14 protein-coding genes are annotated in these 19,233 nt (G+C 56.5%); 1 reads left to right on the top strand and 13 read right to left on the bottom strand.

The window, feature by feature from the left end:
- Positions 1-53: 53 nt before the first annotated feature.
- The 7 genes from tauD to AC1MKH_RS05195 form a co-directional block, all read right to left on the bottom strand.
- Positions 54-902 (bottom strand): taurine dioxygenase, encoded by an 849-nt coding sequence (gene tauD / locus AC1MKH_RS05225; RefSeq protein ID WP_015965656.1) that lies wholly within the window; start codon positions 900-902, stop codon positions 54-56.
- Positions 899-1,726 (bottom strand): taurine ABC transporter permease TauC, encoded by an 828-nt coding sequence (gene tauC, locus AC1MKH_RS05220; RefSeq protein WP_276222657.1) that lies wholly within the window; start codon positions 1,724-1,726, stop codon positions 899-901. The genes tauD and tauC overlap by 4 nt, the downstream gene beginning before the upstream one ends.
- Complete coding sequence (gene tauB, locus AC1MKH_RS05215) at positions 1,723-2,490, bottom strand: taurine ABC transporter ATP-binding subunit (RefSeq protein ID WP_276222659.1); 768 nt, start codon at positions 2,488-2,490, stop codon at positions 1,723-1,725. Before tauB ends, tauC begins: the two co-directional genes overlap by 4 nt.
- A 21-nt stretch (positions 2,491-2,511) precedes the next feature.
- Positions 2,512-3,474 carry a taurine ABC transporter substrate-binding protein gene (gene tauA, locus AC1MKH_RS05210; RefSeq protein ID WP_149463549.1) on the bottom strand — a complete coding sequence of 321 codons (963 nt, stop codon included), beginning with the start codon at positions 3,472-3,474 and terminating at the stop codon, positions 2,512-2,514.
- A 173-nt stretch (positions 3,475-3,647) separates the two neighbouring features.
- Entirely contained in the window at positions 3,648-4,580 is a 933-nt protein-coding gene (gene mmuM / locus AC1MKH_RS05205) for a homocysteine S-methyltransferase (protein WP_276222664.1), read from the bottom strand.
- Positions 4,567-5,985, bottom strand: coding sequence for an S-methylmethionine permease (gene mmuP / locus AC1MKH_RS05200; protein WP_276222665.1), 1,419 nt, complete (start codon positions 5,983-5,985; stop codon positions 4,567-4,569). Before mmuP ends, mmuM begins: the two co-directional genes overlap by 14 nt.
- Before the next feature lie 145 nt (positions 5,986-6,130).
- The gene (locus AC1MKH_RS05195; protein ID WP_149463552.1) at positions 6,131-7,252 is read right to left on the bottom strand and encodes a ribosomal protein uL16 3-hydroxylase; all 1,122 of its coding nucleotides are present in this window, start codon (positions 7,250-7,252) and stop codon (positions 6,131-6,133) included.
- 208 nt (positions 7,253-7,460) lie between these two features.
- On the opposite strand from AC1MKH_RS05195, the gene AC1MKH_RS05190 reads away from it, so the two are divergent.
- Positions 7,461-8,450: an aldo/keto reductase gene (locus tag AC1MKH_RS05190; protein WP_276222669.1), complete on the top strand. Its 990-nt coding sequence runs from the start codon at positions 7,461-7,463 to the stop codon at positions 8,448-8,450.
- 38 nt (positions 8,451-8,488) lie between these two features.
- Here the strand turns inward: AC1MKH_RS05190 and AC1MKH_RS05185 are convergent, their stop codons facing one another.
- From AC1MKH_RS05185 to AC1MKH_RS05160, 6 genes are all read right to left on the bottom strand, one after another.
- Positions 8,489-11,584: an efflux RND transporter permease subunit gene (locus AC1MKH_RS05185; RefSeq protein ID WP_276222671.1), complete on the bottom strand. Its 3,096-nt coding sequence runs from the start codon at positions 11,582-11,584 to the stop codon at positions 8,489-8,491.
- Positions 11,585-11,593: 9 nt separating this feature from the next.
- The gene (locus AC1MKH_RS05180; RefSeq protein WP_276222672.1) at positions 11,594-12,673 is read right to left on the bottom strand and encodes an efflux RND transporter periplasmic adaptor subunit; all 1,080 of its coding nucleotides are present in this window, start codon (positions 12,671-12,673) and stop codon (positions 11,594-11,596) included.
- Positions 12,674-12,784: 111 nt separating this feature from the next.
- Entirely contained in the window at positions 12,785-13,999 is a 1,215-nt protein-coding gene (locus AC1MKH_RS05175; protein WP_276222674.1) for a serine hydrolase domain-containing protein, read from the bottom strand.
- A gap of 182 nt (positions 14,000-14,181) precedes the next feature.
- Positions 14,182-15,279 carry a porin OmpC gene (gene ompC, locus AC1MKH_RS05170; protein WP_276222677.1) on the bottom strand — a complete coding sequence of 366 codons (1,098 nt, stop codon included), beginning with the start codon at positions 15,277-15,279 and terminating at the stop codon, positions 14,182-14,184.
- Positions 15,280-15,745: 466 nt separating this feature from the next.
- Positions 15,746-16,921 carry a beta-barrel domain-containing protein gene (locus tag AC1MKH_RS05165; RefSeq protein ID WP_276222678.1) on the bottom strand — a complete coding sequence of 392 codons (1,176 nt, stop codon included), beginning with the start codon at positions 16,919-16,921 and terminating at the stop codon, positions 15,746-15,748.
- Positions 16,918-19,110, bottom strand: a complete 2,193-nt coding sequence (locus tag AC1MKH_RS05160; RefSeq protein ID WP_276222680.1) for a type I secretion system permease/ATPase — start codon at positions 19,108-19,110, stop codon at positions 16,918-16,920. The genes AC1MKH_RS05165 and AC1MKH_RS05160 overlap by 4 nt, the downstream gene beginning before the upstream one ends.
- Positions 19,111-19,233: the final 123 nt, after the last annotated feature.

Below are 19,233 nucleotides of genomic sequence, written 5' to 3'. Positions count from 1 at the left end.
TCTCCCTGTGGGAGAGGGCCGGGGTGAGGGCATCAGCCCGCACATATCCCCCATCAAGCCCGATAAAAAGGCTTATCCCCCAGAATCGTCGCCCGGTGCATAATCCGGCGCTGCGGCAAATAATCGGCATTGGCATAGTGCTGCGTGACGCGGTTATCCCAAATCGCCACATCGTTCGGCTGCCAGCGCCAGCGTACCTGAAACTCCGGTTTCGTGACGTGCGCAAACAAGAAGTTCAGCAGCGCCTCGCTCTCTTTCTCCGAGACATCCACAATTCGCGTCGTAAAACCTTCATTGACGAACAACGCCTGCTTACCGGTTACCGGATGCGTGCGCACCACCGGATGCAGCAGCGGCGGGTGTTTGGCCACCGCTTCCAGCCAGCGCTGATGCTCTTCTTCGGTTTTGCGGTATTTGTATTCCTGGAATGATTTCTTGAAATCGTGCTCCGCCTGCAAGCCGCTTAACAGTTTACGGAACGGCTCAGAAAGCGCCTCCCACGCCGCAATGCCGCTGGTCCAAAGCGTATCGCCACCGGTGGAGGGTAGCTCTTTTGACGCCAGGATCGCGCCCGCAGGCGGCGTTTCGATAAACGTCACATCGGTATGCCAGTTATCATTATCCGGCGGATTGTTGTCATGCGTATCCAGAACGATAATTTCCTCTACACCTGGCGCATGAGGATAGACCGGGTGAATATGCAGATCGCCAAATCGCAATGCCAGGTCACGCTGTAGCTCAGGGGTAATCACCTGATTGCGCAGGAAAATGACCTGATGGCGCAGCATCGCATGATAAAGTTGCTCAAACTGGTTATCGTTCAGCGGGCGCGTTAAGTCAACGCCGCTAATTTCAGCACCAATGTAAGGCCCCAGCGGGGTGACGGTCAGACGTTCACTCATTGCACTTCTCCATGCCAGGGCGTCAGACGACGCTGCAACGCGCGCAGCCCCAGTTCTAAAACAAACGCGATAATCGCAATCACCGCAATGCCTGCCAGCACGACGTCGGTCGCTAAAAACTCGCCAGCAGATTGCACCATAAAACCTAACCCGCGCGTGGCGGCAATCAGTTCAGCCGCGACCAGCGTCGACCAGCCTACGCCCAGGCCAATACGCAACCCGGTGAGGATTTCCGGCAGCGCGCCAGGCAGAATCACATACCACAGCACCTGAAGGCGGCTGGCACCCAGCGACTGCGCAGCCCGAATGCGTACCTGCTGCGCGCTCTTCACGCCTGCCAGCGCCGACATCGCAACGGGCGCGAAAATCGCCAGGTAGATCAGCAAGATCTTCGAGGTTTCCCCGATACCGAACCAGATAACCATCAACGGCAGATAGGCCAGCGGCGGCACCGGGCGGTAAAGCTCAATGATCGGATCCAGAATGCCGCGCACCGTGGCGTTCAGGCCCATCGCGATCCCCACAGGAACGCCAATCAATACGGCCGCCAGCAGCGCGACCAGAATACGGGCCAGGCTCGCCGAAAGGTGCTGCCACAGCGTGGCATCCATAAAGCCCTGCGGCCCGGCAATGGTTATCAGTTTTTGCAGTACCTGCCCCGGCGGCGGCAGAAACAGCGGGCTGATAAGTTGCAGGGCAGCCACGCCCCACCACACCGTTAACAGCACCAGCAGCGTCGCCAGGCTTAGGGTTATCTGGCGGGAAAGCGGCCAGCGCCACTTCACCGTTTTCAGGCGCGGTTTATCATTAGCAACTACGCTCATGAGAAGGCCTCCCGTTGTTCAAATACGCGACTCAGAACGTACTCGCGCATGGCGATAAACTGCGGGTCCGATTTAATGCTGCGGCAGGACTCCCCGGCGACATAACGACGAGCAAATTCCAGCGGCAGACGCTCCATCACCCTTCCCGGCCCCGGCGAAAGCAGCACCAGCTCGGTCGCCAAAAAGACCGCTTCTTCTATATCGTGTGTAATCAGCATTACCTGCTTGCCGGTGTCATTCCACAGCTTCAGCAGCAGGGTTTGCATTTGTTCACGGGTAAAGGCATCCAGCGCCCCGAACGGTTCATCCAGCAACAACAGCTGCGGATTCGCGGCCAGCGCCCGGGCGATACCCACACGCTGGCGCTGTCCGCCGGAAAGCTGCCAGATAAAGCGTTTTTCCGCCCCTTCCAGCCCGACTTTCTTCAGCATTTCTCGGGCGATTTCCAGCCGTTCCGTCTTCGCCATTCCGTTCAGTTGAAGACCCAGCGCGATGTTATCCTGCACGTTGCGCCACGGCAGCAGCCCTTCGTTCTGGAAAACCACACCGCGCTCTGCACCCGGCCCTTCTACACGTTTTCCACCCAGCGTGATGCTGCCCTGCTGATACGGTACAAATCCGGCAATCAGGTTCAGCAGCGTGGTTTTGCCGCAGCCTGACGGGCCAAGCACCACCAGCAGTTCACCGCTGTCCAGCGTGAGGTTGATATCCTCCAGCGCCGGTTTGCCGCCGTAATCGGCATAAAGATGAGAAAGTTGCAGCATCACAGACTCCTTACAGACTCCTTATTTCACAAAGCGATCGGTCACGTACTGGCTGTAATCCGTCGCCGCCGCCGGCACTTTACCCTGCGCTTTAAGGAACTCGGCGGTGTCGATAATCGCCTTATTAACCGGGCCGTTCAGCTCCTTCACCTGCTGGTCGGCGGTCAGATAGGTATTACCCTTCACCAGCCCCGGGACATCGCTTTCCGGCACTCCGCTTAAGCGCGCCAGTTTGCTGATGTTATCCGGCTGTTTCAGCCAGGCTTCCGGGTTGTCGATATAGCCGCGCTGGGCATCAATCGCGCTTTTCGCGAAGGCACGCACCACGTCAGGATGCTTCTCGGCGAAGTCTTTACGCACGACCCATACATCCAGCGTTGGCGAACCCCACTGGCCTACTTTTTCGGAATCGGTCAGCACCGTGCCGTCTTTTTCCAGCTCATTCACCGCCGGTGCCCAGACGTATGCGCCATCGATATCGCCACGCTGCCAGGCGGCAATAATCGCCGGTGGCTGAAGATTAAGAATTTGTACCTGGCCTGGCTTAATGCCCCAGTGTTTCAGCGCAGCCAGCAGGCTGTAGTGAGTGGTGGAGATAAACGGCACGGCAATACGTTTACCGATTAAATCTTCTGGTTTGGTGATGTTTTTCTTCACCACCAGCGCTTCGGAATTACCGAGCTGCGAGGCGAGCAGGAACACTTCAATTGGCACCTGCTGACTGGCGGCCACCGCGAGCGGGCTGGAACCCAGGTTGCCAATCTGAACATCGCCAGAGGCCAGCGCGCGAACGATGCTCGCGCCGCTGTCGAACTTGCGCCAGTCAGGTTTTGCGCCGCTCAGTTTGCTGAAGGTGTCATCCGCCTGTGCGACTTTCGCCGGTTCGGCGGAAGTCTGGTATGCGATGGTAACGTCCACGGCCTGCGCCTGAAATGCGATCAGTGCTGCGGCGGCGAAGAGTGAAATACGCGATGAAATAGCCATTGTCTGCTCCCTCTGTGTCTTGTTATGGGTGCAGTATTTCCGGGCGCGGAATTTTGTTAAAGGAATTAAAACGTCTTGTTAATGCCTTTTCGTTTTTAGAAAAAAAGTGGGATTAGATAGATAAGATATGGGGAAGGAAAATATCGGATGGCGGCGACGCCATCCGACAAGGGCTAACGAAGGCGTTTCAATGCGGCGATATCCGCAGGCGTCGTGCGGCAGCAGCCGCCAATTAACCGCGCCCCCGCCGCCTGCCACTGCGGCAAATGGTGCGCTAAGGTATCGCACGCCTCGCCGTGGTGGTGCCAGGTTTTACTCACCGCGTCATAATGCTCGCCGGAGTTCGGATACACCACCAGTGGCAGCGGCGTCAGGCTATGCAGATGGCGTAGCGCGTCGTTAGTGTTTTCCAGCGCGATACAGTTAATGCCTACCGCAATCACCTGCGGGTAACGGGCCAGCGTGGCGATGACATCACGCAGCGGTGTGCCGTCGCTGAGGTGCTGCGCATCGCGCAGGGTGAACGAAAACCAGGCGCGCGCCGTCGGGTATGCCGTGAGTAGTTCCGCCAGCGCCGAAATCTCCGCAAATGACGGCAGCGTTTCGCAGGCCAGCAAATCGGCCCCCGCCTCCAGCAACGCGTCTACGCGAGGGCGATGGAATGCCTGAAATTCTTCCGCGCTGCGCTGATAATCACCGCGATATTCCGAACCATCCGCCAGATACGCGCCATACGGCCCAACCGAGCCGGCCACCAGCAACGTTCCCGCCTGCGAATTTTCCGTCTGATAGAACTCGCGTGCCTCCTGGGCCAGCGCCACGCTGCGGGCAATCAACGCCCGAGACTGCGCTTCATCCAGCCCACGCGCGGCAAAGCCTGCGGGGGTCGCCTGATAGCTGGCACTGATCGCCACCCGCGCCCCGACGCGGAAATAGTCGAGATGCACATCGCGAATCAGCGTTGGGTTTTCCATCAACACTTTCGCTGACCACAGGCTATCCGCCAGATTACAGCCGCGCCCTTCCAGTTCGGTGGCCATCGCGCCGTCCAGCAATACAAACGGCTCTGCGTCGAGAATGGCGGTTAATGGATTACTCTGCGACATGTTGGATCTCCTGAACAGGCTGACGGGAACGCGTCAGATAATAAGCGCCATAACACAGCGCGACAAACGGCAACCCGCAATAGAGCGCGATGCGCTGGCTCGGGTCAAATGCCAGGCCCACGCAGGCAACCAGGCAAAGGATAAAGCCCAGCACCGGCACCGGCACCGGCACCAGCGGATACCACGGCGCGCGGTACTGCAGTTCGCTAAGCGCCCGGCCCTGTTGCAGATGGCGGCGACGGAAGACAAAGTGCGAGGCACAAATGCTGAGCCACACCGCCACCACGGCAAAACCAGAAATCGCCGACAGGGCGACAAATACCGTATCCGGCGCGATGATGCTGGAAAAGAGCGCCAGTACCCCGCCCAGCATACTGACCGACAGCGCCACCAGCGGCACGCCGTTTTTGCTGACGCGGGAAAAACAGTGCGGCAACGTACGTTCATTGGAAAGCGACCACAACATGCGCCCGGACGCATAAAGCCCCGAGTTCGCCGCCGACAGAATCGCCGTCAGAATGACAAAATTAAAGATATCTGCCGCATACGGAATGCCCACCTTTTCGAAGACCAGTACAAACGGGCTTTTCTCAACCCCCGCCTGGTGCATTGGGATCAGCGCCGCCAGCACAAAAACGGTACCGATAAAGAAGATGATTAAGCGGGCAATGGTGGTGCGAATGGCAACCGGGATCACTTTGTGCGGATTTTCCGTTTCCCCGGCGGCGATGCCGATAAGCTCGGTGCCGGAGAAGGCAAAGTTTACCGCCACCATGGTCATCAGGATGGGTAATCCGCCGTGCGGGAACCAGCCTTCTGCGGTGAGATTATGCAGCCCCGGCGCGGGTGAGCCATCCTGCATTGGAATAAAACCGAAGATAGCCGCGCCGCCCAGGATAATAAAGGCAATGATGGTGATAACTTTGACCAGCGAGAACCAGAATTCACCTTCAGCAAAGAAGCGCGTAGAGATAACGTTCAGGCCGTAAATCAGCACGCAGAACACCAGACACCAGGCCCAGATGGGTACCTGCGGGAACCAGTATTGCATACAGAACCCGGCGGCGGTGAAGCTGGAACCCAGCGCGACCGTCCAGGTAAGCCAGTAAAGCCAGGCGACGGTGTAACCAGTTGCCGGGCCGAGATAGCGGGATGCGTAAACATGAAATGCCCCGGTTTCCGGCATCGCCACGGAGAGCTCGCCGAGGCATTGCATCACCAGCCAGACGACCAGCGCGCCAATCAGATAGGCCAGCAATGTTCCCGCCGCGCCAGTGGTCGAAATGATATAACCCGTGTTGAAAAACAGCCCTGTGCCAATAACCCCACCCAGCGACAGCATAATCAGGTGGCGCGTTTTCATGGTGCGCTTGAGTTGCCCACCTTGTTGTTGTGTTGTTTGCATTATGACCTTCTAAACGTATGGACATCTAAACATCCAGATGAAGGTGTTGTTATACCGCGTATGTTAGGGAAATGCAAAATGGGGGGGTGAGGATTGCCGGGTGGCGGCTGCGCCTTACCCGGCCTACAGATAATCGGACGCTATATTACTCGTCGAAGAACCAATATCCCTGATTAATCAACGCCGTCAGCTCTTCAGCAAACACCGGGTTGGTTAACGCCTCGCCCAGCTCAGCCTTGCCAAGCGTCGTGTAGCGGGAGAGCGCATCTGCCGCCGCCGCGTCGCTGACGTCCAGCGGTTCGCTGTTAACGAACACGCTGCCGCTCACGCTCAGCACACGCAGCCCGTTCAAACGCACCAGCGTTTCTCCGTCCATCAGCGCGTCTACCACTTCCTGCGGCTCATAAGGCGGCTCTGCCGGGGCGATATCCAGCTCATGACGCGGCGTAGTCACAAAGCTACCAAACCACTGCTTAAAATCGTCCGGCTTGCTGATCATCTCGATCATCATTCCGCGCAGGCGCTCAAGTTCATACTCTTCAATGCGGCCAGCGTGTTCACGTACGGTGAGATCCGGATCGCTGTAGTGTTCGCTGCCGAGATCGTTTTCCAGCGCGTAATCAGCGAAACTGCTGATCAGATCGCGTCCGTTTGGCCCTCGGAAGCCAACGGAATAGTTCAACGCTGTTTCATGGGTAAAGCCGTCGTGAGGGAATCCCGGTGGAATATAGAGAATATCGCCCGGCTCCAGATCTTCATCGATGATCGGCTCAAACGGATCGACGTGCAACAGCGCCGGATGCGGGCAGAACTGACGCATCGGCAGTTTGTCACCCACGCGCCAGCGACGGCTGCCCATGCCCTGAATAATAAACACATCATACTGATCGATATGCGGGCCCACGCCGCCGCCCGGTACAGAGAAGGAGATCATTAAATCGTCCAGACGCCAGTCCGGCAGGACGCGGAACGGACGCACCAGCTCCGCCGATGGCGCGTGCCAGTGGTTCACTGCCTGCGCCAGCAGCGACCAGCCCGTCTCGCCTAAGCCATCGAAATGCTCAAACGGGCCATTGCTCGCCTGCCATTTTCCGTTGGCATGGCTTACCAGTCGGCTGTCGACTTCGGGTTCCATCGCCAGGCCAGCCAGTTCATCCGGGGTGATCGGATCAACAAAGTCAGCGAACGCTTTCTTCAGTACAACAGGTTTTTTCTGCCAGTATTTCTCAAGAAACTCCGGCCAGTTAAGGTTAAGTTGATAAGCCATTTTTTCATACCATCAGTGAGCAAACAGGCCTGATTATACGGAGCAGACGAACAGCGCTGCCTTGTCATGGGTCAATCGCGCGCGATATGCCTGATTGCGCGATTTATGATCCAGATTCATAAACTCTAGCGATTCACCCTGTCTAATCACATGAATCCCGTTGCGCTATGCTTCTTCCCACAGCAAATTCCCTCTCAGGAGCGCAATCATGAACAAACGCATACTTGGCAAGTCAGGGCTGGAAGTCTCCGCCCTTGGTCTCGGCTGCATGGGACTCAGCTTCGGCTATGGCCCGGCGACCGATCGTAAACAGGCGATTGAGCTGATTCGCGCCGCCGTCTCACGCGGCGTTACCTTCTTCGATACCGCAGAAGTTTACGGCCCGTATATTAATGAAGAAGTGGTGGGCGAAGCGTTGGCCCCGTTTCGCGACCAGGTGGTCATCGCCACCAAATTCGGCTTCACCTTTGGCGACGATAACAAACAGCAGATCCTCAACAGCCGCCCGGAACACATCCGCGTTGCCGTTGAAGGTTCGCTCAAACGGCTGAAAACCGATGTTATCGACCTGCTCTACCAGCACCGTGTTGACCCGGAAGTGCCGATTGAAGATGTCGCTGGCGTAGTGAAAGATTTGATTGCCGAAGGCAAAGTAAAACACTTTGGTTTGTCCGAAGCGGGTGTCGAGACGATTCGCCGCGCGCATGCGGTGCAGCCCGTCGCCGCGCTGCAAAGTGAATATTCCATGTGGTGGCGCGAGCCGGAACAGGCGATTCTGCCGCTACTGGAAGAACTGGGGATTGGTTTTGTGCCGTTTAGCCCTTTGGGCAAAGGCTTTTTGACCGGCGCAATCACCGCCAATACCACCTTCGGCGATGACGATTTCCGCAGCAAAGTGCCGCGTTTTGCCGCCGAGGCGCGTGAAGCTAACGAGCAGCTGGTACGGCTTATCGGTGAGTTGTCCAAAGCGCAAAACGTGACGCCTGCGCAAATCGCCCTCGCCTGGCTGCTGGCGCAAAAACCGTGGATCGTGCCGATTCCCGGCACCACCAAACTGCATCGTCTGGAGGAAAACCTGGGGGCAGCAGAAGTGGTCCTCGCACCAGCCGATTTGCAAAAAATCACCCAGGCGCTGGAAACCGTGCGCATCGTGGGTGAGCGTTATCCAGCGGCCTTACAGGCGCGCGTCGGGAAATAAACCGCACGGCCCGGTCTCCGCTGACCGGGCCAAACCGGTTATGCCGCCTTCGCGTACGCCCACTCGCGTAAACGCTGGAACAGCACATACAGCGCAGGGATAAACACAATTCCCACCACCGTCGCCACCAGCATGCCGCTGAATACGGTGGTACCAATGATGCGGCGGCTTTGCGCTCCGGCCCCCGTCGCCAGCACCATCGGCGTGACGCCAATAATGAACGAGACGGCCGTCATCATCACGGCACGGAAGCGGCGTGACGCGCCTTCGCGCGCGGCATCCACAATCGACATCCCTTCTTCCCGCCGCGTACGGGCAAACTCGACGATCAGAATGGCGTTTTTCGCCGCCAGAGCGATTAACAATACCAGACCAATCTGCACATAAACGTCGTTGGCGTACCCGGCAATCCACAACCAGGTGAGCGCACCACCGATAGCGACCAGCACCGAGAGCATCACGCTTGCTGGCAGCGTCCAGCTTTCGTACTGGGCGACGAGGAACAGCCACGCCATCACCACCGCCGCCAGCACAATCCAGATGGCCTGATTTCCCGTCTGCTGCTCCTGATAGGAGATTCCGCTCCAGGCGTAGCTGTAACCTTCCGGCAGCGATTCTTCCAGAATCTGCGCCATCGCGGTCATGGCGGTGCTGCTGCTGACGCCCGCCGCTGCCGATCCGCTCACCGACACCGATGGAAACTGGTTGTACTGTTGCAGGAATGGCGCGCCGACGGTTGGCGTGATGGTCACGAGGTTGCTCAGGCGCACGCGATCGCCGCCGGTGCTGCGAACGTAGAGCTCGCTGATTTGCTCGGCGCGTTCCCGCCACTGCATTTCGTTTTGCATCACCACGTGATACGAGCGGTTGTTGATAGTGAAATCCCCGGCGCGAGTGCCGCCGAAAGCCGTTTGCAGGCTATTAAAGATTTGCGAGACCGGGACATCCAGCCGCGCCGCGCGCTCGCGGTCAACGGTGAGCGTCAACTGCGGCACGTTGCTGCTCCAGGTGGTGAAGACCCGGTTTAGTTGCGCATGCTGATTAGCTTTGCGCAGCACCTGCTGAGTCACTTTCTCCAGTTCATCCGGTGACTGTCCGGCCTGCGCCTGAATACGCAGGTCGAAACCGGATGCATTACCCAACCCCGGCAATGTGGCGGGGGCGAAGGTCATAATGGTCGCTTCCGGTAGCGCAAAAAGCTGCTGCTGAAGCGACGCCATCACCGCCTCCAGCGGCGCGCGCTCGTGCCACTCTTTCAGCATGACGGACATAAACCCGCCGCTCGACGCGGTGGTGCCGTTGAGAATATTAAAACCAGAAACCTGGATAACGTCGCTCACCGCCGGGTTCTCCACGATAATTTGCCGTGCCTGCGCCATTACCGCCTCCGTGCGCTCAAGCGAAGCGGAATCCGGTAACTGCACGCTGGCAAAGAAGTAGCCCTGATCTTCCTGCGGCAGAAAACCTTTCGGCATGCTGCTGAAACAAAATGCAGTGACCGCCGCCGCAATGCCTATCGCCAGCAATGCCAGCTGCGGGCGCAGATTGAACAGCCCCACCAGCCGAACATAAATGCGGCGCGTGGCTTCCAGCCCACGATTAAACCCACGGAATATCAGCGCCGGGCGCTCAGCGCGCGGACGAAGCAATAATGCGCACAGGGCGGGCGTGAGCGTCAGCGCCACCAGGCTCGACAACACCACCGCCGCCGACAGCGTGACGGCAAACTGACGATACAGCTCGCCGACGATCCCCGGCAGCAAGGCTACCGGCACAAACACCGCCAGCAATACCAGCGACGTGGCGATCACCGGCCCGGCGATTTGCTGCAACGCTTTCGCCGTGGCGTCCCGGCGATTCATGCCTTCTGCCATAAGCGATTCGACGTTTTCGACCACCACAATGGCGTCGTCCACGACCATGGTCAGCGCCAGAATAATCGCGAATAAACTCAATGTGTTGGCGGTATACCCCAGCAGATAAAGCACCGCAAAGGTCCCCACCAGCGAAACAGGGATCGCCAGTGCAACAATGAGCGTCGCACGCCAGCTTTGCAGAAACAGCGAAACCACGACCACAACCGCCAGCAGCGTGAGCGCCAGCGATACCCCAATCTCTTTTATCGTCGCCGCGACAAAACGGGTGGTATCGAATTTCACTTCATAGGTTAAATCCGCCGGGAAACGCGCGCCCAGCCGTTCCAGCTCGGCACGCACGCTTTCCGCTACGTTAAGCGCATTCGCCGACGGCGTAGGGTAAATACCGAGATAGGCAGAATCGTGGCCATTCAGCTGCGCGCCTGCGTTATAGTTGCGCGCGCCCAGTTCGATGGTCGCGACATCTTCCAGCCGCACGCGCTGGCCGTTTTCGCCGGTACGCACAATGATATGGCGAAACGCTTCAACCTCATTTAGTCGCCCCAGCCCTTTGATGGTCAAGGTCTGCTGCTGACCGTTAAAGACCGGCGGCGTACCAATTTGCCCGGCAGCACCCTGCACGTTTTGCTCACGCAGCGCCTGCGAAATATCATCGGTCGTAATATTAAGCGCGTTCATGCGATCCGGACGCAGCCAGATACGCATGCTGTAATCCCTGGCGCCGAACATCTGCACTTGTCCAACACCCGGCAAACGCGCCAGCGCTTCACGCACCTGGGTACTGGCATAGTTGCTGACAAACTCTGGCGAGTGAGATTGATTCGGTGAATATAAACTCACGCCCATCATCAGATTGGTCGCCCGCTTACGCACCTGGACGCCATTCTGCTGCGCCTCGGCGGGGAGCTGTGCCAGTGCCTGCGAGACGCGGTTTTGTACGTCAATCGCCGCGAGATCGGGATCGGTTCCGGCAGCAAAGGTGATGCTAAGGCTGTAGCTGCCTTCATCAGAACTGGTCGATTCCATATAAAGCATATGATCGACGCCATTTAGCTGGGTTTCCAGCGGCGTGGCGATGGCTTCTGCTACGTCGGTCGCGCTGGCACCTGGCCAGCTGGCGCTGACGTTAACTACCGGCGGCGTGATTTGCGGGTACTGTTCGACCGGAATAATCTTCAGGGCAATCGCGCCCAGCAGGGTAATGACCAGCGCAATCACCATCGCGAAGCGGGGGCGCTTAATAAAGAAAGTCAGCATAGCGGCTCCTTAATTCAGCACCTGGACCGCAGCGCCGTTTTGCACGCGCTGCACACCCTCGACCACCACGCGCTCACCGGCTTTCACGCCTTCCAGCACCTGATAAGCCTGTCCAATCTGCCCGGCTAATTTGAGCGGGCGTTTTTCGGCAGTATCGTCCTTTGAGATAACCCAGGTGTAGAACCCGTCGCCGTTTTGCATGACCGCGGCTGCGGGCAGCGTGACCACCTGCTGTGCCTCCTGCGGGCGGAGCCAAACGTTAATACTGCCGCCCGGCAGCAGACGATGACGTGGATTGGCAAATTCCGCGCGCAGCGTGACGCTGGCGGTACGCGGGTCAATACGATTATCCACTGACGTCAGCACGCCGTCTTCGCGTGCATCGCCCACCTCAATCTGCGCCAGCCACGCTTTTTTCAGCGCACCAACGTCCGCATGACGATCGACTTTGCTGGCGAAGACCTGCTCTTCCAGCGCGAACGCGATGCGAATAGGGTCGAGCTGCACCACATCAACCAGCGTACCGCTGGATGGGCTCACCAGACTGCCGACATGAAATTGTGTGTGACCAATACGGCCATTTACCGGGGAGGTAATGCGCGTATAGCCCAGCGTGACCTTCCGTGCCTCCACGCGCGCGCTGGCCTGTGCGACGGCGGCGCTGGCGACATCGCGCTGCATACGAGCGTTATCCACATCGTTACGGCTAATGGCGTCGCTGCTTTTCAGGCTTTGATAGCGATTGAGCACTTGCTGAGCCTGACGTAACGTGGCTTGCGCGCTGTTTAGCTCTGCCTGCGCTAAGCGCAATGCCGCCTGATGTTCCGCGTCATCCAGTTCAAATAACAGGTCACCCTGCTTCACATACTGGCCGTCATGGAAATGAATGGTGTGAATCGCGCCCTCAATGCGTGCGCGCAGCTCAACGGTATGAATCGCTTCGATACGGCCCGGTATCTGGCGCTCGGCGGCATGGCTGACGTTTTCAACGGTAGAAACGCGAACGGCAATAGCCGATGCGAAAGCGGGGCTCAACGAGCAGGCAATCAGCACACAGCTGAGTACGGCGTGGCGGATGGTTTTTGGCATAAATATCCCTTGTAGTCTTCCTTCAAATTCCGTGAAGGAAGTCGTCCATTTTTACTACAGGGATTGTTACAGAAGCGGGCTAAACCAGGTCTAAACAAGCGGACACGCGGGTTACTGCGCTGCGCAGATCCGGGGATGATCGCTGGCAACCGCCATGCGCAGCAACAAGCGATGGCCAATGTCGTTCTGCCAGTTAAAACTGTTTTGCAGCACCACGATGGCGTTGCCGTGGCGTTTATCCAGGCCGATATAGCTGCTGTAACCACCTATAAAACCGGATTGATAGAGCAGGGTTTGCCCATAGGCGGAATAGCCTAACCAGCCCAGGGCCGCCGCGTCATCATCGCTCTGGAAGCGACGAAGGGTCATGGCGTCAGCAAAAGCGTGGTCCAGCTGTGTGTCACCGGTACCGGAGAGATGTGCCTGCAAATAGCGCAGCAGGTCATTGCCCGTTGACCACATTGACGCCGCGCCGACCATATCATGGCTGAAGCGCCACTCCGGCACGACTTCTCCACGGGCGACGAATTTTGGCTGATCCCCCGCCTGCCCGCGCGCGCGCAGAATATAGCCGGGGAGTTTTTCCGGCACGTAACCCGTATGCGTCATTTTTAGGGGAGTGAAAATGTCCTGCTGCGCCATGTTGGGAATCGTTCGCGAGGCATTTTGTTCCAGCGCGCTGTCTAAAATGGCGTAACCCAGATTGGAATAATTCACCTGAACGTTATCCGGCGCACGGAAGGTGCTGAGATAATCCTGATACTCACCGCGATCCAGATCATCGTAAAACTGTTCGCCGGTAAAAATGTAGCGCACCAGTTTGCCTAACATCGGCAAATCATAAGCCTGTCTTGGCAGGCCCGCCGTATGGCTGGCAAGCTGCTCGACGGTAATTTTTTGCGCATCCGGGCTCAGTTCTTTCTCAGATGGCAATAATTCCCGGAGCGTCGAATGCCACGCCAGCTTATTTTCCTGCACCTGTAATGCGGCAATTTCAGCGGTCACGCCTTTGGTAACCGACCCCACAGCGAAAAGCGTATCGCCGGTTACCGGCACGCGTTTATCTGAATCAGTAAAACCGTAGCTGAAGAGTTGTGGCGGCTGATTATGTGAAATCACGCCAATCACCAGCGCGGTGGAACGCTGGCGGGCAAAATGGTCGCGGGAAAGCTGTGCTATTTGCTGATTTAAGGGGGCGTCGCAGAGCGTGTGCAGCGAAGTATTGGTATCCAGCGTATCAACCGGATTACTGGAAAGTGAGGAGTGACAACCTGTCAGGAACATGCCCATCAGAAGGGTTAACGGTAATGGGATAGTCTTCAGCAAAATCTCACTCTTTCCTGCGCAGCGCACTTTTTCGACGCGCAATAATAATGGAATGACAGAGATAAAGACAGCAGGAAAAAGGCTAAAAGTATTTGCCAGATAGCATAATGCCATCCGGCAAATAACAGGCATAGAGGGTAGTAAAGCTTACGCCAGCGTAAAGGCTGGCGTATTCAGGCTAATCAGAACTGGTAAACAGCGCCGATACCAACCTGGTTATCCGTATTCAGACCCTGACGCTGAACATTGGCATTATCGCTGTCGAGCAGGTTGATTTTATAATCTGCGTAGACGGCCATGTTTTTGTTGAAGTAGTAGTTCGCACCTACTTCGATATATTTCACGATATCCATATCGCCGGAACCATTATGGTCGCCGCGAGATTGCAGATAAGCGAGGGACGGACGCAGACCGAAATCAAACTGATACTGAGCAACCAGTTCAATGTTTTTAGTTTTGTCGAATGCGATGGTACTGGAATCATACGAACCACCGGTCATGTTACGGGTTTCCGCATAGGTCGCCGCCAGGTACAGGTTGTTCGCGTCATATTTCAGACCGCCCGCCCAGGCTTCTGCGTGTTCAGCCGTGTTTTGAGTACGCGTGAATTGCTGCTGTTGGTCGGTACGCTTAGAACCGGAGTACGCCGCAGAAGCTGCGAAGCCTTCAGCGAATTCGTAAGACACGGAACCGCCCCAACCTTCGCCGTTCTGTTTCAGCACGTTATCGCGACCGTTGTTAGTTTCGCCGCTGCCACCGTTCTTGCCCTGGTACTGGACGGCAAAGTTCAGGCCGTCAACCAGGCCGAAGAAGCCGGTGTTACGGTAAGTCGCGAGGCCGTTCGCACGACCGGTCATGAAGCCGTCGGTCTGGGTGTACGAATCACCGCCGAAGACCGGCAGCATATCGGTCCAGGCTTCAACGTCGTAGATAACGCCGTAGTTACGGCCGTAATCGAAGCTGCCGTATTCGCCCGCGTTCAGGCCGGCAAACGCCAGACGGGTTGCGGTGTCAGCGCCGTCTTCGGTTTTGTTGCCCTGAATGTTGTATTCCCACTGGCCGTAACCGGTCAGTTGGTCATTGATCTGCGTTTCCCCTTTGAAACCGAAACGAACATAGGTGTTATCGCCATCAGCGCCTTTGTCGTCAGAGAAAATATGGCGAGCGTCAACTTTGCCATATAAATCGAGTTTATTTCCGTCTTTGTTATAGATTTCTGCTGCGTGTGCTGCGCCTGCGGCCAGAATGGCAGGAATAACGACTGCGAGAATTTTTTTCATATTAAGCCACCATCATTATATTTAATTTTAAGAGTATGAAACACCAAAAAGGACTATTCATACGTGCTTCTTTGTGAAGCGTTTTATACGTTATTGAAATATTCAGAAATGAATAGCAGGCACATGTAACAAAATGTAAAAACAGGATCAAGCTAGCTTATTTGGTGGATGAATTCGAAATTAGACAATCCTGATAAAACATTTCATTAACGCAAAACGATCATGCGATAAAATAGTAAACAAACAGTAAACATGAATATTTAGCTAATATAATTTCGGGAGGTATTATCAGGTGAGAAATAAAAAACAGGGGAATTAGTGGGAAATTGGGAGAGGGAGTGGGTTTGTGAGCTTTCCCCCTCACCCCGGCCCTCTCCCTCAGGGAGAGGGAGAAAACCGCGCATATTTAACCGTTAGCTCGATCAGTTCCCTCTCCCTGAGGGAGAGGGTTAGGGTGAGGGTCCCCTCACCGTTCGCGCAGCGCTTCCTGCACTTTATTAAACGGTTTGATCAAATAATCGAGCACGGTTTTGCTGCCGGTACGGATATCCACCGTCGCAATCATGCCAGGAAAAATAGGCGATTTATGGCCGTTTTTATTCTCGACAAAGTTGTGGTCAGTGCGAATATAAACGCGGTAATAGTACACATCGCGCTTCACATCATCCTGAATCGTATCGGGCGAAATCATGACCACTTCACCTTTTAAGCCGCCATAAATCGAGTAATCATAAGCGGTAATTTTTACCAACGCTTCCTGACCGGGGTGGATAAATGCGACATCACGCGGTGAAATATGCGCTTCAATCAGCATCTGATCGTCAAGCGGTACCATACTCATTAATTTGCCATTCGGCGGGATAACGCCGCCCACGGTGGTCACTTCGATATCTTTCACAATACCGGTAACCGGCGCAGTAAATTCCAGACGATCGAGCGAATCCGTGCGCCCGCGAATGACGGAGCGCTGGGCGGCAATTTCCTCTTCCGCTTTCGATAATTCTTCTCGCGCGCGAACGTAATATTGCGTGTTCATTTCGGTGATACGGCTGTTGAGATCGTTTTTTTGCCGTTGCAGACGCAGCACTTCCACGTCACTGGCCGCCCCTTTGCGAACCAACGGTTGGGTCATCGCCAGCTCGCGATCGACCAGCACAATGCCATCCCGAAGCCCCTTAATGCCTTCTGTCAAACTGCTGCGACGCGATTCATACAGACGTGTTTCCTGCGCAATCAGCGAAGGATAGTGATGTAACTCTTCCGGGAAGGTCAGTGGGGTATCGTTCACTTCCGCATTTAAACGCGCGGCGCGCGCCAGCGCAGCGTTGTAACGGGAAATACTCTCCTGCACGCCGGACTCCGTCTTGGTGCGATCGAGCTGCGCCAGTACCTGACCGCGCTCAACGATATCGCCCTCTTTCACACTAAGGCGCGTTAAAATTCCGCCTTCCAGCGACTGGATAATCTGTTCGCGGGAGGAAGGCACCACGGTTCCGCTACCGGTCGTCACCTCGTCGAGTTCGAAAAACCAGGCCCAGACCACAAAGAGCGCCAGCAGCAGCGCCAGCGCCCAGGCGACAATCGTCGCACGCGGCAAGGGAGGCTCGTTAAAGTTTCCATCATAGAGATCTTCACGTCTCATACCGTTTCCTCCTTGCTACGGTCTGTGGCCGCGCGATTCAGCGTGGCGCGCCGAACGGATTGCGCCGGTTTGGCTGCCTCAGCGGGGCGCTGCTGCTTGAGAATGACATCGCGCGGGCCATCCATAACCACTTTGCCCTTATCCAGCACGATAATGCGATCGACAAGGTGGAGGATCGCCAACCGATGGGTGGCAATCACCAGCGTGCGACGCCCAATCCATTGCTCAAGATGACCAATCAAACGCTGTTCACTGATCTCATCCAGCCAGGCCGTTGGCTCATCCATCAGCACAATATTTGGTTGTGTAATCAGCATGCGCGCCAGGAGCAACGCCTGTCGCTGTCCACCGGAAAGGCCAAAGCCTCCTTCCAGAATCTGATAGTTGAGGCCATTTTTCTGCTGACGCACAAACTCCAGCGCCCCGCTCATGGCTAGCGCGCGGTGAATATCGTCATCGGAGGCCAGCGGTCTGCCCATCGTGATGTTTTCCCGCACCGATCCAAAAAAGAGACGCGCATTCTGGCTCAGGAATGCCATATCGCGACGCACATCGGCAACATCCAGCAACGGCAGACTGATATCATCCAGCGACACGGTGCCTGTTTGCGGGTCCTGCATCCCGGCCAGCAGTTGCAGCAGCGTACTTTTCCCCGATCCGTTGCGCCCAAGAATCGCCACCTTCTCACCGGCTTTAATCTCGAGCTTCGGTATCGTCAGGACGTTAACTTTTTCCTCTTCGTCGTAGTAAAAACCGACGTTTTCCAGCAGGTAGTTACCGTTCAGATTGGTACGATGCACGCGCTCGCGCGGCTCCGGCTGATCAACCGGGCGCTTCATCAGTTCATCAAGGCTTTTACGCGCCACTTTCGCCGCCTGCCAGCGCGACAATACGCCAGAGATTTGCGCCAACGGCGCGATTGTGCGCGAAGCCAGAATCGAGGTTCCCACCAGTGCCCCAGTCGTCATATCACCGCTCATCACCAGATAGCAGCCCACCAGCAAGACCACCGCATAAACAATCGACTGCACCTCCTGCGTCCAGGTCATCAGCAGGCCAGTCAGCCAACGCTGTTTCATGCTAATGGATGCGGCAACATCGTTGCTGTTGTTCCACTGATTCTGGAAGCGGCGCTCAGCGCGCAGCAGTTTGATGTCTTCAATACCCTGCACCGCTTCCACCAGCGTGGCGTTGCGGATCGCGCTTTCACGCATACCGTCATTGGCCAGCTTGGACAGCGGTTTTTGAATCAACATGCCAGGGATTAACAGCAACGGGATTGCCAGCAGCACCACGAAGACCAGCGGGCCGCCAATCATCCACAGGATGAAGACAAACAGCAGGAAGAACGGGATGTCACTCACCGTACTGATGGTGGTGGAGGTGATCAGCTCGCGCACCGATTCCAGCTCGCGCAGCTGCGAGATAAAGGTCCCCGTCGATTTGGAGCGGGCGTTATTTTTCAGGCGCAAGGCGCGTGCGAAGACGCGGTCCGAGATGCGTAAATCGGCCCTTTTGCCGACGATATCGGAAACATGGACACGAATCATACGCATGGTAAATTCAAACAGAATCGCCAGCATGACGCCGCCAAACAGTACCCACAGTGTAGCCTCTGACTGAGAGGGCACCACGCGGTCATACACCTGCATCGAGAAAATCATACCGCTCAGCGCCAGCACGTTAGCCACCAGCGCGGCCAGCATAATATCGCTGTAGCGCCGCCAGTCTTTCAGCGCCAGTTGCCAGAACCAGTTTTTCTTATAGGGTTTGATGTACTCATCGACACGCACGTCGGGAATGGTGTCCTGCGGCCTGGCCACGGCCAGCGAGGTCAGGCGGGAGGCCAGCTCTTCGCGGTTGACCACCGTTTGCTGTTCACCGTCGCCGCTCATCAGCAGGATAAAATTACCCTCGCCATCCATGCGTGAGATAACCGCAACGGCGTCGTTGTCGAGCACCGCTATTAGCGGCAGTCGCCAGGGATCGATAAGCGAAAGGTCGGGCGGCGTGTAACGTAGCCCCAGCCCGAGCTGACGGGCGATATCTTCCTGGATTTCGCGGGCCGAGTGATTGTTGCCCTGATTCACCGCAACTCGGACATTCTCTTCGGAGAAATCGAGGCGATAATGGCGGGCGACGCTGAGCAGCGCCAACAGCCAGGGTTCATGTTGTGTTCGTGTTCTCATTATTATCACTTCCTGTGGCAGCCTGACGGGATGAGCCAGTGGTTTGTCCGGGTAAACCGTTCACCATTATCCCGTCCATGCGGTAAAGATTTGAAAGCGGCTGACAGGATTTCTCCATTGCCG

It is taken from the genome of Pseudocitrobacter sp. CD920760, from assembly GCF_057782505.1.
Note: the sequence above shows the minus strand (reverse complement) of the source record. Positions and strands in the feature narration are given on the sequence as shown.

Excerpts from the sequence above, each read along its gene's own strand:
- tauA (WP_149463549.1), bottom strand. The coding sequence starts at position 3,474 with ATGGCTATTTCATCGCGTATTTCACTCTTCGCCGCCGCAGCACTGATC.
- AC1MKH_RS05180 (WP_276222672.1), bottom strand. The coding sequence starts at position 12,673 with ATGCCAAAAACCATCCGCCACGCCGTACTCAGCTGTGTGCTGATTGCC.
- mmuP (WP_276222665.1), bottom strand. The coding sequence starts at position 5,985 with ATGCAAACAACACAACAACAAGGTGGGCAACTCAAGCGCACCATGAAA.
- AC1MKH_RS05185 (WP_276222671.1), bottom strand. The coding sequence starts at position 11,584 with ATGCTGACTTTCTTTATTAAGCGCCCCCGCTTCGCGATGGTGATTGCG.
- AC1MKH_RS05195 (WP_149463552.1), bottom strand. The coding sequence starts at position 7,252 with ATGGCTTATCAACTTAACCTTAACTGGCCGGAGTTTCTTGAGAAATAC.
- tauB (WP_276222659.1), bottom strand. The coding sequence starts at position 2,490 with ATGCTGCAACTTTCTCATCTTTATGCCGATTACGGCGGCAAACCGGCG.
- tauC (WP_276222657.1), bottom strand. The coding sequence starts at position 1,726 with ATGAGCGTAGTTGCTAATGATAAACCGCGCCTGAAAACGGTGAAGTGG.
- mmuM (WP_276222664.1), bottom strand. The coding sequence starts at position 4,580 with ATGTCGCAGAGTAATCCATTAACCGCCATTCTCGACGCAGAGCCGTTT.
- AC1MKH_RS05190 (WP_276222669.1), top strand. The coding sequence starts at position 7,461 with ATGAACAAACGCATACTTGGCAAGTCAGGGCTGGAAGTCTCCGCCCTT.
- AC1MKH_RS05160 (WP_276222680.1), bottom strand. The coding sequence starts at position 19,110 with ATGAGAACACGAACACAACATGAACCCTGGCTGTTGGCGCTGCTCAGC.
- tauD (WP_015965656.1), bottom strand. The coding sequence starts at position 902 with ATGAGTGAACGTCTGACCGTCACCCCGCTGGGGCCTTACATTGGTGCT.
- AC1MKH_RS05165 (WP_276222678.1), bottom strand. The coding sequence starts at position 16,921 with ATGAGACGTGAAGATCTCTATGATGGAAACTTTAACGAGCCTCCCTTG.
- ompC (WP_276222677.1), bottom strand. The coding sequence starts at position 15,279 with ATGAAAAAAATTCTCGCAGTCGTTATTCCTGCCATTCTGGCCGCAGGC.